The 15,123-nt window shown below is 38.9% G+C and carries 14 protein-coding genes and 1 riboswitch; of the genes, 6 read left to right on the top strand and 8 right to left on the bottom strand.

The window, feature by feature from the left end; translation table 11 throughout:
* Positions 1 to 11 precede the first annotated feature (11 nt).
* The 3 genes from J2S10_RS18840 to J2S10_RS18830 all read right to left on the bottom strand — a co-directional run bounded on the left by J2S10_RS18840 (position 12) and on the right by J2S10_RS18830 (position 2,400).
* Positions 12 to 164, bottom strand: a complete 153-nt coding sequence (locus J2S10_RS18840; RefSeq protein ID WP_307410684.1) for an anti-repressor SinI family protein — start codon at positions 162 to 164, stop codon at positions 12 to 14.
* 30 nt (positions 165 to 194) lie between these two features.
* A riboswitch (cyclic di-GMP riboswitch) is annotated at positions 195 to 283 on the bottom strand.
* Between the two features lie 651 nt (positions 284 to 934).
* Entirely contained in the window at positions 935 to 1,822 is an 888-nt protein-coding gene (locus J2S10_RS18835) for a LysR family transcriptional regulator (RefSeq protein ID WP_307410682.1), read from the bottom strand.
* 203 nt (positions 1,823 to 2,025) lie between these two features.
* On the bottom strand, positions 2,026 to 2,400 hold the full coding sequence (locus tag J2S10_RS18830) for a DnaJ family domain-containing protein (protein WP_307410679.1): 375 nt from the start codon (positions 2,398 to 2,400) through the stop codon (positions 2,026 to 2,028).
* Between the two features lie 141 nt (positions 2,401 to 2,541).
* Between J2S10_RS18830 and J2S10_RS18825 the strand changes: the two genes are divergently transcribed.
* Positions 2,542 to 2,697, top strand: a complete 156-nt coding sequence (locus J2S10_RS18825) for a hypothetical protein (RefSeq protein WP_307410676.1) — start codon at positions 2,542 to 2,544, stop codon at positions 2,695 to 2,697.
* A gap of 45 nt (positions 2,698 to 2,742) precedes the next feature.
* On the opposite strand, the gene hutH is transcribed toward J2S10_RS18825, so the two are convergent.
* The gene (gene hutH / locus J2S10_RS18820) at positions 2,743 to 4,269 is read right to left on the bottom strand and encodes a histidine ammonia-lyase (protein ID WP_307410674.1); all 1,527 of its coding nucleotides are present in this window, start codon (positions 4,267 to 4,269) and stop codon (positions 2,743 to 2,745) included.
* Between the two features lie 387 nt (positions 4,270 to 4,656).
* Between hutH and J2S10_RS18815 the strand changes: the two genes are divergently transcribed.
* From J2S10_RS18815 to J2S10_RS18805, 3 genes are all read left to right on the top strand, one after another.
* Positions 4,657 to 6,747, top strand: a complete 2,091-nt coding sequence (locus tag J2S10_RS18815) for a DNA topoisomerase III (RefSeq protein ID WP_307410671.1) — start codon at positions 4,657 to 4,659, stop codon at positions 6,745 to 6,747.
* A gap of 107 nt (positions 6,748 to 6,854) precedes the next feature.
* Positions 6,855 to 8,123 carry an MDR family MFS transporter gene (locus tag J2S10_RS18810; protein WP_307410668.1) on the top strand — a complete coding sequence of 423 codons (1,269 nt, stop codon included), beginning with the start codon at positions 6,855 to 6,857 and terminating at the stop codon, positions 8,121 to 8,123.
* A 380-nt stretch (positions 8,124 to 8,503) separates the two neighbouring features.
* Entirely contained in the window at positions 8,504 to 9,736 is a 1,233-nt protein-coding gene (locus tag J2S10_RS18805; protein ID WP_307410665.1) for an aminopeptidase, read from the top strand.
* Positions 9,737 to 10,074: 338 nt separating this feature from the next.
* On the opposite strand, the gene J2S10_RS18800 is transcribed toward J2S10_RS18805, so the two are convergent.
* From J2S10_RS18800 to J2S10_RS18790, 3 genes are read right to left on the bottom strand one after another with little or no spacing between them, the layout of a single operon-like run.
* Positions 10,075 to 11,316 carry a hypothetical protein gene (locus tag J2S10_RS18800; protein WP_307410662.1) on the bottom strand — a complete coding sequence of 414 codons (1,242 nt, stop codon included), beginning with the start codon at positions 11,314 to 11,316 and terminating at the stop codon, positions 10,075 to 10,077.
* A 22-nt stretch (positions 11,317 to 11,338) separates the two neighbouring features.
* Positions 11,339 to 11,716 carry a DUF6114 domain-containing protein gene (locus J2S10_RS18795; RefSeq protein WP_307410659.1) on the bottom strand — a complete coding sequence of 126 codons (378 nt, stop codon included), beginning with the start codon at positions 11,714 to 11,716 and terminating at the stop codon, positions 11,339 to 11,341.
* Between the two features lie 17 nt (positions 11,717 to 11,733).
* Entirely contained in the window at positions 11,734 to 12,309 is a 576-nt protein-coding gene (locus J2S10_RS18790; RefSeq protein WP_307410656.1) for a DUF6230 family protein, read from the bottom strand.
* 202 nt (positions 12,310 to 12,511) lie between these two features.
* Here J2S10_RS18790 and J2S10_RS18785 point away from each other — a divergent pair, with 202 nt between their 5' ends.
* Positions 12,512 to 14,014, top strand: a complete 1,503-nt coding sequence (locus J2S10_RS18785; protein ID WP_307410653.1) for a LuxR C-terminal-related transcriptional regulator — start codon at positions 12,512 to 12,514, stop codon at positions 14,012 to 14,014.
* A 40-nt stretch (positions 14,015 to 14,054) separates the two neighbouring features.
* Here J2S10_RS18785 and queF read toward each other — a convergent pair whose 3' ends face one another.
* On the bottom strand, positions 14,055 to 14,552 hold the full coding sequence (queF, locus tag J2S10_RS18780) for a preQ(1) synthase (RefSeq protein ID WP_307410650.1): 498 nt from the start codon (positions 14,550 to 14,552) through the stop codon (positions 14,055 to 14,057).
* Between the two features lie 155 nt (positions 14,553 to 14,707).
* Between queF and mscL the strand changes: the two genes are divergently transcribed.
* Positions 14,708 to 15,115, top strand: coding sequence for a large-conductance mechanosensitive channel protein MscL (mscL, locus tag J2S10_RS18775; protein ID WP_307410648.1), 408 nt, complete (start codon positions 14,708 to 14,710; stop codon positions 15,113 to 15,115).
* Positions 15,116 to 15,123 lie beyond the last annotated feature (8 nt).

The following is a 15,123-nucleotide window of genomic DNA, read 5'->3' as shown; positions in this document are numbered from 1 at the left end:
GCGTATGTAAATTATCGGTTTTCAATTAACCGTTCTTTTACATCCTTCTGTTTTAGAAAATCACGAACCGATTCTTTCGTAATTCCTAGTTCTTTTGCCTCTAAAATTAATGCGACCCAATCCTCATCCATTCTTTCTACTTTTCTTTCCGTTTCTACCACCACAATCTTACCCCCTAAAATACATTTCGTATCCCAGGTAGCCCGGCCATCATAGCAATCTACATTACCTTAGATCCTCGGCTTTGCGTCCCTCTTTTTCAATAGGTTTGCCTTTTTCTGTTTCCGTTATTGCTTACTATCAGCTTCATACCTTTTTATTTCTCTATCCCGATAGGGCTAATTACTTAATTCCGAATTATATTTACATTATATATAGTCCTTTTTTAGTAGGGTGTTAGATTTTGTCAATTTTTCAAAAAATTCTAATCATTTTTTCTCACAAAATAGTCTATATTTCTACAAATTACTTGGTTAAATTATCCAAAATAACCATTTTGACCACTGATTCTTGTAAAAATAATGAAAAAAAGAGGTAATTTCAGTCGAATCCCCCCTTTTTGTCTGCAATTTCTGGAAATTTTTATAAACTTTTTCAATAAGTAGGCTAATTTTTTGCTTTTCATTTTGTGGGAAAATCCTAAGTTTTACCCCTTTTTAATATAACGAATAAATTTGTCTTTTTTATGTCAATCAGCATATAATGAAAGTAATATTACAAAAGTCATAATATTTTTAATATTTAAATAATATGGAGTGATGCGGTTACGACTCTTTTACATGTCTTAAACTACTCGATTCCAATCGGCTTTATGATATTTTTCGGTTTTTTACTAGATCGAATGTGTAAGCCGGCAAAATCAGAACAAAAAGCTAGGGAAGAGTGATTCTTTTTTAGTCACCACTTCACCGGCTTTTTTATTTTTTCCAATTAATCATTTAACCCAATTATTTTTTAGTAAATTTATAAACTCTTCCAGTTCTTTTTGTTTACTCACAAACCTTGAGGTAGCATAGGAAAACCTACGTAAAAAAGAGGCATCTTTTAAAGGAATTATCGAGAGATATTGGCTTTCAATCTCTCTGGCAATTGCAAATTTCGAAATTAATGAAAAGCCTAAACCACGAATGACAGCTTCTTTTACCCCCTGTGTGCTGCTGATAGATATCACATTTTTCGTTTTTAATCCGTGGGATCTTAATACATGTTCCAAATAGGCACGGGTCCCGGAGCCTTTTTCCCTCGTAATCCATGTTTGGTTTTGCAGTTCTTCAATGGTAGCCCCCTTTTGTGATGAAAGTGGATGGTTAGGCGAAGCCACGACTTTTAATTCATCTATCATAAACGGAAAAACTTCGAGACTTTTATCGTTGCTTTGCCCTTCAATTAGCCCTATATCGACATGAAATAGCTTTACATGTTCAATAATTTCCTCTGTATTGCCGATGATAACCTCCAACTTGATTTCAGGATAGATTTTTCCAAGTTCCTCTAATAAGGAAGGCAGGACATATTCTCCAATCGTGAAACTTGCCCCAATTTTCAGCTCTAATGTTAAAGATTGATGATGCGCGATAATTTCTTCCTTGGTACTTTCATAAATTTGAATGATTTGCTTGGCCCGTTCATATAGAAGTTCTCCCGTCGACGTTAATTGAAGCTGCTTTGGAGAACGGACAAACAGCGAGGTTTGAAATTCCTTCTCGAGGTTTTGGATATGAACACTAACGCTAGGTTGGGATATTAACCGTTTTTCAGCTGCCCTTGTAAAATTCCCTTCCTCCACTACCGTGACAAATGTTCGCAGTGCATCATAATACATATCATTGCTCCTTTAATTATTAATTTTTTTAATAATACCATTTATATAATATATATTTCACTAATAATAACTTCTCATGTAAAGTGAAAGTAGAATTACGACGGAGGAGGAGCTAAAATGCAAAATCAGCGTGTTTTAGCAAGGAAGTTTTCACATTTCAATTAAATTAAAAAACACCCTTTGGGTGTTTTTGCGTTTAATGTTTATTTCAATTTGCTGTAAACCTTTTGCTCGTAATTTTTGAAAAAAGCAGAATTGGTTTTTACCCGTCTCTTTGACATCATTTGATTAAAGCGCAGAAGGTTTTCGTTTAATTTCTTTTGAAGGCTCTCTTTTTCTTTACTGTCATCACATTTTTTGATTAAGTCCTCGATCGTCATCATTTCTTGTCTCAATTGGCTTTCGTCCCGGGTATATCCTGCATTTTTTAATATTTTATACGCCATCCGCAATTCTTCAGGAATTCCTGATAAATCCTCTAGCTGAATTGGCTTACCCAAACCGGGGAGGTTATCAAATTCCCCATCTTTATACGCTTGTTTTATACGATCTTCAGAGATGATGTGAAACATATCCATTTTTTGGCCTCCTTTTCACTTTACTCATTGTGTCAATTATACCAAGTTCTATTTTTTAAATAAAATAGAATACTTTGCAACCGTAATATTATAAGAGCGATTTGGGAATTCTACTTTTGATGACTGAAAGGAGTGTTGAGATTGGCACGCGGAGAACATTTTAATCATAAAAACAAGAACCATCCGGGTGAATTTCCGAAAAACAGTATAGCCGAGAAAAAGACTCACGAACGGATTGAAGATGAAGAACTAATCGTAACCCAGGAAGCTTTTAAAAATCGAGTAGAAGAAGAGTAAAAGGCGTGAATCATCATCACGCCTTTTTCATTTGGACCTTTTTTATTAATAAGAGCCATTTTCCACAGATAATTTCTTGGTAAACTTATTGAAATCAACTGTTTTCAGCCAAGCCGCAGCGGTTTCAATATCTTTAGAAAAAACACGATCTTGTTTAATAGAAGCAACTTGCTCCCGCCCTTTATCAAATAACCTTTTCGTTTGTGTTGCCATTTTTTCGACGCCGCGGTATTCCACTGCCTGCATCGCACAAATCAGTTCAATAGCCAGAACTCTTCTTGTGTTTTGGATAATTTGATGGGCGTGTCTTGAAGCAATCGTTCCCATACTCACGTGGTCCTCTTGATTAGCCGATGATGGAATCGAATCCACACTTGCCGGATGTGCTAATGTTTTATTTTCGGAAACAAGCGAAGCCGCAACATATTGCATGATCATGGCCCCGGATTGTAAACCTGGTTCAGGGCTTAAGAATGGCGGCAGGTCATTTAATTGTGGATTGATTAATCGTTCAATCCGTCTTTCAGATATATTCGCCATTTCTGCAACGGCAATTTTCATAAAATCCATGGCAAAAGCGATTGGCTGTCCATGAAAGTTCCCCCCGGAAATAACCTTATCACCATCATCAAAAATTAATGGATTATCGGTAGCAGCATTCATTTCAATCTCTAACTTTTCTTTCACATAATCAAGGGCCTGCCAAGTTGCTCCATGCACCTGCGGTATGCATCTTAACGAATAAGCATCCTGAACTCTTATTTCTCCCTGCATCGTTGTTAATAGACTATCACTTAAGTAAGAACGGATTCTGGCAGCTGTATCAATTTGCTGCTTATAGCCCCTCGCTACATGTACCTCTTCTGCAAAAGCATCGATGATTCCGTTTAATCCTTCAATCGTCATCGAAGCGATTAATTCACTTTCATATGCTAGTTGTTCTGCCTCTAAATAACCGACAACCCCCATGGCCGTCATCGCTTGAGTTCCATTTATAATTCCGAGGCCTTCCTTCGCTTCAAGTGTAACCGGCAGGATTCCTTCTTTCTGAAAAGCTTCCAGTGAATCCATGCGATTCCCTTTGTAAAATACCTCTCCCTCTCCAATTAACACCAAAGCTAAATGCGAAAGTGGAGCCAAATCACCGCTTGCACCAAGTGAGCCTTGCTGTGGGATCACCGGGATGATATCTTTGTTAACCAGCTCTAATAATTTCTCAATAACTACAGGTCTTACACCGGAAAAACCTTTTAACAGGGCATTCGCACGGAGAAGAACCATCGCTTTTGCAACATTCTCAGGGAATGGCTCGCCCACACCGCAAGCATGGGAACGAATTAAATTAAGCTGAAGATCCTGAACATGTTTTTTGTCAATCAGGACATCACTGAATTTCCCAAAACCCGTAGTAATCCCATAGACCACACGTGATTCTGCTACGATTCTCTCCACTGCTTCCCTGCTTTTTTGTACAGCCTCCATGCTTGTTACTGAAGCATGGACCTTTTGGTTACCAACTAATACTTCTTTCATTTGTTCTAGGGTTAAACTGTTACCTGTTAATGTTATCATTTCCATCTCTCCTCTATCACTTTAGTATAATAAAGAAAGAGGCTGGATTCCTTTATCTAAATAGATTTGGAATCCAGCCTCTTTAAAATCATTATTGAATATTGAATTTTTTTTGAATGTCTCATCCTAATCATCCCATTCATAATATTCTATAATTATTGTCATTATATGTGTTTGTAAATCTATTTGTCAACGGAATATTCAAAATTTTAGTATAATATCACTTTATCAGAATAATGAATTAACGCAAGGACGTTATTCAACCGATACGTTAATTCACTATTTCACTAAAGCAAAGTAGATGTTAGAATTACAAAAATCCGTTTAAATCCGTTATACTGAGTGAAGGTAAATTATGAGCTTTTGCCTAGATAGAAAGGAGTAACTATGAAATCTCTCGTACTTGCAGAAAAGCCAAGTGTGGCCCGGGAACTTGCCCGCGTCCTTGGCTGTAATCAAAAACACAAAAGCTATATGGAAGGTAATCAATATATTGTCACATGGGCACTTGGTCACTTAATTGAATTAAAAATGCCAGAGCATTATGACACGAAATATAAAACCTGGAATTTAGAGGACCTACCAATCATCCCCCCAAAAATGGGCTTGAAGGTGATGAAGCAAACCAATCACCAATTTAGGGCGATAGAAGCCTTAGCAAAACGGAAAGAGATCCAAGAATGTATTATTGCTACGGATGCAGGCCGTGAAGGTGAGCTTGTTGCCCGCTGGATTCTTGAGAAAATCCAGTGGAACAAACCTCTTAAAAGATTATGGATCTCATCCCAAACCGATCGGGCTATAGAGGAAGGCTTCAAGCAATTAAAGCCTGGAAAACAATTTGAGGACCTCTATCATTCTGCTGTTTGCCGGGCCGAGGCTGATTGGTTAATTGGACTGAATGTGACTAGAGCTTTAACAACCAAATATAAGGATCCGCTTTCAGCCGGGCGGGTGCAAACACCTACCCTAGCGATGGTTCTCGACCGGGAGCAACAAATTCAAAAATTTGTTCCGAAAGAATATTGGACGATTCGTGCCGATATTGGACCATTTTCAACCGACTGGGAACGAGACAATGAGAAGCGTCTGTTTGAAAAGTCGAAAGCCGAAAGCATCCAAAAGAAAATATCCGGAGTAAAGGCAGTACTTGAAAAAGTTGACCGAAAGAAAAAATCTGAGTCTCAGCCACTGCCGTATGATTTAACTGAGCTTCAAAGAGATGCCAATAAACGATTTGGCTTTTCTGCGAAAAAAACATTAAATGTTTTGCAAAAATTATATGAGCAACACAAAACGGTGACCTATCCAAGAACAGATTCCCGCTATTTAACTACAGATATGATGAGTACGATGGCCGACCGCTTGCAGGGGATGGCATCAGGATATAAGGAAGAAGTACGCCCACTCCTTGCTACCAATGGCAAAGTGCTGGCAAAACGCGTCTTCAATAATGAAAAAGTAACCGACCATCATGCAATTATCCCAACAGAACAACGCCTAAATCTTAGTGATTTAGATTCGGACGAACGAAAAATTTATGACCTGATTGCCCGACGTTTCCTTGCCTTATTTTTACCTGCTTATGAATACGAAACCATTCACGCCACATTTATGACAGAAGGCGAAACCTTTACGGCAAAAGAAACGAATGTAATCGATTTAGGCTTCAAAAAGGTACTCGGAAAAGAGGAAGCCGAACAATCAATAACCGGCCTGCAAAAATTAACACATGGTCAAACGTTTACGGTCAAGAACGTAAGCCTCAACCAAAAATGGACAGAGCCGCCAAATAGATACTCTGAAGCGGATGTTTTGGCACAGATGGAAAAATTCGGTCTAGGTACCCCTGCAACAAGAGCAGAAATTATTGAGAGACTGGTTGAAACAGAGGTAGTAGAACGGCAAAACGGCCGCTTCCACCCTACTAAGAAGGGCAAACAGCTAATCGACCTTGTAAATGATGAGTTAAAGTCGCCCGAATTAACCGCAAAGTGGGAGCATGAATTAGAGCAAATTTCTAAAGGAAAGTCGGATCCAAAGGCCTTTTCACAAAAAATCCGCCGCCAGACAGAGCAACTTGTTTCCGAAATTAAATCTAGTGACAAATCCTATCGCGCTCACAACTTAACCGGCTCAAAATGTCCTGAGTGCAGCGCATTTTTAAAGGAAAGAAATACGAAAGAGGGAAAAATTCTTGTTTGCTCCAATTTAGAATGTTCTTATCGCAAACGGAAGGATCCAAAGCTTTCCAATCGCCGCTGCCCTCAGTGCCATAAAAAAATGGAAATGCACGAAGGAAAGGCTGGTCTATACTTCCAATGCCGTGCCTGTAATGTCGTAGAAAAAGCAGAAGAAAAGAAAAAAGCTGTGAATAAGCGTGAAGAACGGAAACTTGTTCAAAAATATACCCAGAAAGAGGATTTTGGCACAAGTTTTGGTGATTTGTTGAAGCAGGCATTAAAGGATCAAGAGTAACGGTTAAGGGTAAGCACATCAAAATGTGCTTACTTTTTTTCTTGAAAGCCCTTCCATTTTGATAGTATGATGGTATGGTCTATGTATAAAGAAACGAGGAAATAACAATGAAAATTAGGGATTGGGATCCAAATTTAAAGGTGCGCTTAGTTGGGGAAGCCATGATGAATATTACCTATTGGATGTTCTTTCCATTCTTAACCATTTATTTTGCGGATGAGTTCGGTAAAAATAAAGCCGGATTATTGTTAGTTTTCTCTCAGGCTTTTTCCGTCCTGGCCAACCTGATGGGAGGATATTGTGCCGACCGCTTTGGCCGAAAACGAATGATGGTGATCTCATCTATTGGCCAAGGACTTTCTTTTTTATCGTTTGCCATTGCCAATTCACCCTGGCTTCACTCCCCATGGATTGGATTCATTTCTTTCGCGGTCGCTGGTGTTTTTGGATCCATCTATTGGCCTGCAAGCCAGGCAATGGTCGTTGATTTAGTCAATGAAAAGAATAGAAGCAGTGTTTTTGCTATTTTTTACACATCTATTAATATAGCTGTGGTCATTGGCCCCATCCTTGGAGCTATTTTTTATGTTGAGCATCGCTTTCAAATGTTACTTGTGGCTGCCGCAGTTTGCATGTTATTAGGATTCATTTTAGCAAAATGGATTCGTGAGACGGCACCATTTCAAAATAAAACCACTAAGGAATTTGATGGAAAATGGTATTATTTCATTCAAAACCAACTCAGAGATTATTCGCTAATTATTAAAGATAGGACCTTCTTGTTGTTTATTATCGCAGGAGTTTTAGCTGGTCAAACGTTTATGCAATTGGATTTATTAATTCCTGTTTATATTAAGGATGTAGTGAAAAATCAAAGCCTTTTTTCACTCGGAGATTGGTCGTTTACTGTCAGCGGAGCCCAAGCATTTGGGATTGTCCTTGCCGAGAACGGCTTCCTTGTTGCCCTATTAACGGTTTTGGTCACGAAATGGATGGATCATTTTCATGAGCGGAATGTATTTGTCCTTTCATCTGTTGTTTACGCTATTTCAATCATTCTCTTTAGTCTAACACACTGGGTGTGGGGGTTTATGATTGCGATGGCTATCTTCACTTTTGCTGAATTAATGGGAGCCGGGCTCCAGCAAAGCTTTGTTTCCAAGCTTGCACCGGAGCACATTAGGGGCCAATATTTTGCAGCAGCCAGCCTGAGGTTTACCATCAGCCGCACCATTGCACCGTTATCGATTCCGTTGACGGTTTCGCTTGGTTATGGCTGGACGTTTTTCGTACTTTCGGTACTTGCTTTGTTGAGTGCCGGAACGTATTGGATTATGTTTTATTCATTTAATAGACGATCTGCTAAGGGATCCTAAAAAGTGTCCCTCTTACATTTCATAGAGTTCAAAAAAGTTCAATAAATTGTACTAAATTATTCACATTTATCTCTTTTAATATTATAATTAACATGAAAACGATTTCTATTAAATGGGCGGTGGGATGGATGGATTGGTCTCAATTTATGTCTCCAACTTCATTGTCAGGCATTATTACTTTTGTTGTATTATTTTCCGCAGGTGTTTATTTTAATATAAAAGTATACGGTAGCAAACTTCAGTAAAGATTAATTTCTTTACTGTTTTTTTTTTGACTTTTTTCAATTGGGACTTAAACCTCCTGACCCGGCTCGAAGTTTCTTTTTCCAATCAAAAAGACTACAATAAACATGAAGATTTTGGTAAAGGAGACTAAAGAGATGAATGATTTTCAAAAAAATCTTGAAAAATATGCCGAACTTGCCGTTAAGGTAGGGGTAAATATTCAAAAGGGACAAACATTAGTCGTCAATGCATCCTTAGATGCAGCAGAGTTTGTCCGTCTGATTGTCAAAAAAGGATACGAAACGGGTGCCCAAAATGTTGTTGTTAACTGGAATGATGATACCATCACGAAAACAAAGTATGATCTGGCTCCCGATGATGCCTTTTTAGAATATCCTGTTTGGCGTGCCAAAGAGACTGAAGAGCTAGCCGAGCAAGGTGCCGCATTCATGTCTGTCATTTCCGCTAGCCCGGATTTGTTAAAGGGTGTGAATCCTGAACGTATCTCCAACTTCCAAAAAGCCGCCGGGAAAGCATTATCTAAATACCGTAAAGCGATACAATCTGATAAGGTGAGTTGGACTGTTATAGCAGCCCCGTCACCGGCGTGGGCAGCAATGGTTTTTCCTGATGAACCAGTTGAAAATCAAGTAAACAAACTATGGGATGCGATTTTTAAAGCAACTCGTACAGACCTTGAAAATCCTGTTGAAGCCTGGAAAAAACATGATGAAACACTGCATGAAAAGGTTCATTATTTAAATGAAAAACGCTATGCCAAGCTTCACTACCGTGCTCCAGGAACAGACCTTACAATCGAACTTCCGAAAAACCATATTTGGGTAGGTGCGGGCAGTGTAAATGAGAACGGGATCGAATTTATGGCCAATATGCCGACGGAAGAAGTGTTTACCGTTCCATTTAAAACAGGAGTGAATGGTACAGTAGCGAGCACAAAGCCGCTTAGCTACGGCGGCAATATCATTGACCGTTTTTCAATTACATTTGAAAGCGGAAAAATCGTTGGCGTGAAAGCGGAAGAAGGCGAAGAAATTCTGAAGCGTTTGGTGGATACAGACGAAGGCTCTCATTACCTTGGAGAAGTAGCACTGGTACCGTTTAATTCACCTATTTCCCAATCAAACACTCTTTTCTTTAACACTTTATTTGATGAAAATGCTTCAAACCATTTAGCTATCGGCAGTGCTTATGCCTTCTGTATTGAAGGCGGAAAGAAAATGGCTTCTGAGGAATTGAAAGAGAATGGGCTTAACGAGAGCATTACCCACGTTGATTTCATGATCGGCTCAGCCGAAATGGACATCGATGGCATAACAGCCGACGGAAAAACAGAACCAGTCTTCAGAAAAGGAAGTTGGGCTTTTTAAAAAGAGAGCAGGGTACCCTGCTCTCTTTTTACGAGTTTAATTCAGAGGTACAAACAATAGAAAAATAATGTGCTTAAGGACAATACTCGCTCAGTGTACAGGGAAAATTTCCTTCAAATAGGCTTTCAAGGACAAATCTCCCTTAGTGAACAGGAAAAATGTCCTTCAAATGGGCTTTCAAGGACAAATCTCGCTTAGAGGGAAAAAGGGAAAATGTCCTCCATATCCTAATTTGGAATGTCCCGTGAATTGAGTAGTGAAAAAACGTTCGAATTAATCAGTTATTTAAACTTGTGTTTTGATGTTTGTACCTTATAAATAAACCCGTTACACTTTTTCTATGGTTTAAAAATAATGGACCCGTCCTTTTGCCGAGCTATTTGATCACGCATTTTGGAAAGCTGTTGCATCGCATCCAATGGTTGTAACTGTCCTAAAATATCTAAAAGTCCAAGTGATTTTAACAGACTATCCTGCCATTTTTGCAGTTCATTTGTAAGTGACGTATCACTCACGCAAACGGTTGTTAACGTTAATTTCTTGGTAACTGCTTCATCAATCAGACTTAAAGCAAGCTCCTTTGAAATCGCTCCATTTGCATCTTTAATTTGAACACATGGTGATTGCAGCGATTGCTTCACTTTATCGGAAGGAACGCTTATAATTGGATCCAGCGGTTTTAATACCGGGTTCAGCGGCTTCAACACAGGCTCAATCGGCTTTATCACCGGGTCCAGCGGCTTCAACTCAGGCTCAATCGGCTTTAATACCGGGTCCAGCGGCTTCAACACAGGCTCAATCGGCTTTAATACCGGGTTCAGCGTTTTCAACACAGGCTCAATCGGCTTTAACACCGGGTCCAATGTTTTTGTTATAGGATCAAGGGGATTTGTTACCTCACCAATCACATTATTTATTGGGTCCGTTATCTTACCGATTCCACCGGTCTCCCCGCTTGCTTTTGACCCATCCTCACATGTAAGCGGTAGGTGGCCACTTGAAATTCTTCCAATTACTTCTTCCAATTGGTTTACCGGAAGCAGGCTTAGGTCCTTGAGTAGTTGGATTTTCCCCGGCATTTGTGCTGCGGCTTGTCCGGAGACCGTATTAAGGACTAGCTTTTTAATCTCACTATCCTCATTATCCATATAATGAGCGACCATCACCACATTCTCCATCGTAAGCATTGGGACAGTCTCAGAAGCCATTAGGCACGCACCCTTAAATGAAATGGCTGTCGTATCAACTGTCATACCTTTTACTGTTACAGGTCCCTGTGCTTTTAAGGTGATACTTACCATTCCACTTGGTGATTGCACTTGTTTTGTCAATTTCATACCGTAAATGGTTGCAGATTTATATTGAATCCGAAGCATTGGCTCTTTGGCACTTCCCGCAGATGTTTCTTGGAAAACAATCGTAGCAAACATACCGGAGCCAACAACCCGGTCTGCTTGAATGATAAAGCCATTTGTCGCATTACTGTTTGCTGCCTTTGCGACTCCTCCCATAGATAAAAGTGTAAGTAATATTAGCGGGAAACATAAGCTAATTAAGAATTGCTTGCTTTTCCACCACATGATTTAATCTCCTTTAGCATGTTTACGCTGTTAATTGCGCATCGCCCGGCGGTGCTGCATTAACATTGGCAGGAGCGAGGCGCCATGCCATTAACAATGCGCCGCCAATGATTCCAAAAAGTGTCCCGACTAGGAAGCCTCCTAATGCTCCGATAACGGACAGAATCGATAGAAAAATAGTAAAAACACCAAGAATTCTTGAAGCATTCGGGAAAAATAATGAGACAATTCCAATCAAGGTTATAATTCCTCCAAATAATAATCCGATAATAGCAATCGACCCCGGGAGGAACGTACTTAGATACAGGTTTAACGGTACCCATGAAATCATGAGTCCGCTTAAAATCGTAATAATCGCGCCCCCTAACGGACGTTTTTTGCGCCATTTATTAAATCTCATCATGTTCTCTCCCCGCATTAATTTTTATTGATTCTTTCAACCGTAAGCCTCATTCCGTTCATATTAATCGTTTTTTGGAAAAGATAGTGTGTTTTTAGCTTGGCATGCTCTAAAATAATTTGTGTCGAGGTTTGTTTAAATTGCTTCTGCCAGTCGTCACTGTGCTTTTCCTGCAAAACTAAGTTTTGGAATTTAGCATCTGCTTCAATTAGGCTTGCATCGTGCTCCAACCCCGTAATCTGAACCGGTTTGGAAGCCGCTATTTTCACACGAATCCATTGATTTCCTACTTTAAAATCTTTGTATAATTGCAAGTTGTCAATGACCAAATTATCCATCAGGTTTGTCCCTTGGGGAGCAGAATCTTCAGCACTGGTTTCACCCATTTTAGGATAAAAGGTATATCCATTCCCTACCAGCTTATCAAACTCAACATAGAAGTCACCTATACCGGCAATCGGTACTGCATAAGCCACTCCCGAGATTCCAAACGAAACTAATAGCACTGCCAACGCCAATATTCCAGAACCTAATGCTGTCCAGAAAACCTTTTTGCTTGTGGTACCCTCTAAAAGCTGCATTGAACTTTCCATAAACGCCCTCCAGTTTTTTGAATTTTAAGAAAATATTACTTTTCTTAACCATACCCTCCTATTCTCTCTACTACAAGTACGGAAAATATCGTGAAAAATTAACTCCCCCGTCAAATGTCGGGTAAAGATACTACTACGGACATATAGGAAAAGCAAGACCTGAATTTTATAATTATTGGTATATAAGGGGGGAGGATTAAATATGGAACGAAAAGTTGAGCAGCTCTTACTGAATGGGGTTAATCTGCTTATAGGCCTTAAAGACCTATTTATAGAAGAGTGGAAGCAGTTATTATCATCATCCAATTACAAAAATCCTACATTGGTAGATCAATTTGATTCAATGATTCAATTTGCCTTTCAGGAAATTTCAATAGAATATCCCCCTAGTGCGGACTCCTTTATTCTGTCATTGCTTGCTGAGTGGCAAACCCGTTTTTCCTCTGCACATGAAGAATCAGAGGCTATTTTTCTCGTAACAGCGATTGAAAATATTTTTCATAAGCTTCTGTCCGCAAACCCTTCTACATCTATTCTCGACCATCAAGCTATTCAAGCCTTTTTTTCAAGAATACTAGACCATACATTATTGACTCAGGATTTGGAGGACCGTATCGAGAAATGGATCAAAATGATGATGGCTACGAACATTATCCCTATGGAATGGTTAGCAATCGTGAAAAAAGAGCAAATTGATTTTAAAATTGAAAAGGTCGTTTGTTCAGCTAAAAATAAAGTTGAAAAGCATTTGATTGAAATGTGTTTAAGTATAAAAGCCAATCATATTGACCATCTATCGATGGCGATTACAAGGTTGTTAGGAGAAAGCAAGGTACATAACAACGTTATCCAAATTCCATGTTTGAATGATATCCTCCTTATTGGCTTACAGGAAGTTGAGGTTTCGGTAACGGAGCAACAAAAAGAATTGATTAAAGGAATGTATCTCCGTCAGCTGAAGCTTCATCATCTTGAAAGTAAAATGGAATGGAAAGATGCATCCCTTTTGTATTTACAGCGATTATTACAAAGCAAAAGTGCCGATTGTGCGGTACAAGCAATCACTCAAGGAATCACTGATTACATGCCTTTTAAGCGCTGCGCCTTATTCCTATATAACCACAATGAGAATAAAGGGATTGGCGTGTCAGGATATAATGTAAGCAGTCCCTCTGTCCGGCAAATTAGAGAAGCTATTTTCCAACTTCCTTTAATTAATAACTATTTCAGTTCGTTAACACACTCTCAGCCACTTTATTTTTCCAATGCTTCGGATGTGCTGCCGGAAAAATATGTTCGGGAATATCGCCTAAAATCAATCGTGGTATTACCGATTTTTGTTCCAGCTGAAAATAAATTACTGGGAATTGCATTATTAGATCAAGGGGAAGATTCTCAATTTGAAGTTGCAACGCAAACATTAACTACATTGATTAAATTCGGGCATTATGCAGGGGAATTATTAAATTCTATTTGGGATGAAGCATTACAGCAATTTGGCAGTTCCAATTGCGTATTAACTCAGCGAGAGAAAGAAGTGTTGAGGTTGATTGCAGACGGTGCTTCTATTAATGAAGCAGCACAGCAACTTCATCTTAGCAGCTACACCGTTCGTGATTATGTTTCCAATATCATTCAAAAATTATCGGCCAAAAACCGGACAGATGCTGCAGTTAAAGCCATTCGAATGAAGTTAATTTCATAATAAAAAGAGCAGCACCCTTAGAGGTTTCTGCTCCTTCCATTTAACGATTATCAATTTTTTCAGGGTATAAATCATGGTTCATCAAACGGTGGGCTGCCATTTGTTCGAACTTTGTACCCGGTTTACCATAATTGCAGTATGGGTCAATTGAGATCCCGCCTCTAGGCGTAAATTTGCCCCAGACTTCGATGTACCTTGGGTCCATCAATTTAATTAAATCATTCATAATGATATTCATGCAGTCTTCGTGAAAATCACCATGGTTACGGAAGCTAAAAAGATAAAGTTTAAGTGATTTGCTTTCGACCATCTTTTTATCCGGAATATAGCTTATATAAATAGTAGCAAAATCGGGCTGGCCTGTTTTCGGGCAAAGACTTGTAAATTCAGGGAAATTGAATTTAACAAAATAATCGCGATTTGGATGCTTATTATCAAAAGCCTCTAAAACGTCCGGAGTATATTCAAACAAGTATTTTGTACCTTGATTTCCAAGTAGTGTGACGCCTTCTAATTCTGCATCAGTTCTTCCTGCCATTTATAGATCCTCCTCATTGACCAATTGACATAGTAACTATAGAAAATATACTGTGTACTGTCAATAATCATTTGTTGGGAAAAAAATCAGGTTGCATAAGGAACAAGCTTAACGGTACAATGGGCATTTAAGAAATAGTGATTGGAGGCTTTATCATGTGGAATGAATTTAAACAGTTTGCTATGAAAGGGAACGTACTCGATCTCGCTGTTGGTGTAATTATTGGCGGGGCGTTTGGTAAAATTGTCACTTCTCTTGTTCAAGATGTTTTGATGCCTATTATTGGCTTACTAATGGGTGGAGTTAATTTCTCTAAACTAGCTATTGGCCATTTACATTATGGTCTTTTTTTGCAATCGGTTGTTGATTTCTTCATTATTTCCTTTTCAATCTTCCTTTTTGTAAAAGGTATTAATCGTTTCAAAAAGAAAGATGAACAAGCAAAAGTAGTAGAAAAAGTGGATCGGACAGAAGAGCTTTTAGCCGAAATTCGTGACTTATTGAAAGAAGATAAAGAAAACTCGCCGATTGGCGAGCCCCTAAGGGCGAAGACAGAAGCGTAGTTGCACTT

The sequence above is a fragment of the Neobacillus ginsengisoli genome, from assembly GCF_030813055.1.
This window is presented reverse-complemented; position numbering and strand designations above follow the sequence as displayed.

Bases quoted from the DNA above. Each gene is read 5' to 3' on its own strand.
- J2S10_RS18835 (WP_307410682.1), bottom strand. From the start codon at position 1,822: ATGTATTATGATGCACTGCGAACATTTGTCACGGTAGTGGAGGAAGGG.
- J2S10_RS18830 (WP_307410679.1), bottom strand. From the start codon at position 2,400: ATGGATATGTTTCACATCATCTCTGAAGATCGTATAAAACAAGCGTAT.
- hutH (WP_307410674.1), bottom strand. From the start codon at position 4,269: ATGATAACATTAACAGGTAACAGTTTAACCCTAGAACAAATGAAAGAA.
- J2S10_RS18815 (WP_307410671.1), top strand. From the start codon at position 4,657: ATGAAATCTCTCGTACTTGCAGAAAAGCCAAGTGTGGCCCGGGAACTT.
- J2S10_RS18810 (WP_307410668.1), top strand. From the start codon at position 6,855: ATGAAAATTAGGGATTGGGATCCAAATTTAAAGGTGCGCTTAGTTGGG.
- J2S10_RS18805 (WP_307410665.1), top strand. From the start codon at position 8,504: ATGAATGATTTTCAAAAAAATCTTGAAAAATATGCCGAACTTGCCGTT.
- J2S10_RS18800 (WP_307410662.1), bottom strand. From the start codon at position 11,316: ATGTGGTGGAAAAGCAAGCAATTCTTAATTAGCTTATGTTTCCCGCTA.
- J2S10_RS18795 (WP_307410659.1), bottom strand. From the start codon at position 11,716: ATGAGATTTAATAAATGGCGCAAAAAACGTCCGTTAGGGGGCGCGATT.
- J2S10_RS18790 (WP_307410656.1), bottom strand. From the start codon at position 12,309: ATGGAAAGTTCAATGCAGCTTTTAGAGGGTACCACAAGCAAAAAGGTT.
- J2S10_RS18785 (WP_307410653.1), top strand. From the start codon at position 12,512: ATGGAACGAAAAGTTGAGCAGCTCTTACTGAATGGGGTTAATCTGCTT.
- queF (WP_307410650.1), bottom strand. From the start codon at position 14,552: ATGGCAGGAAGAACTGATGCAGAATTAGAAGGCGTCACACTACTTGGA.
- mscL (WP_307410648.1), top strand. From the start codon at position 14,708: ATGTGGAATGAATTTAAACAGTTTGCTATGAAAGGGAACGTACTCGAT.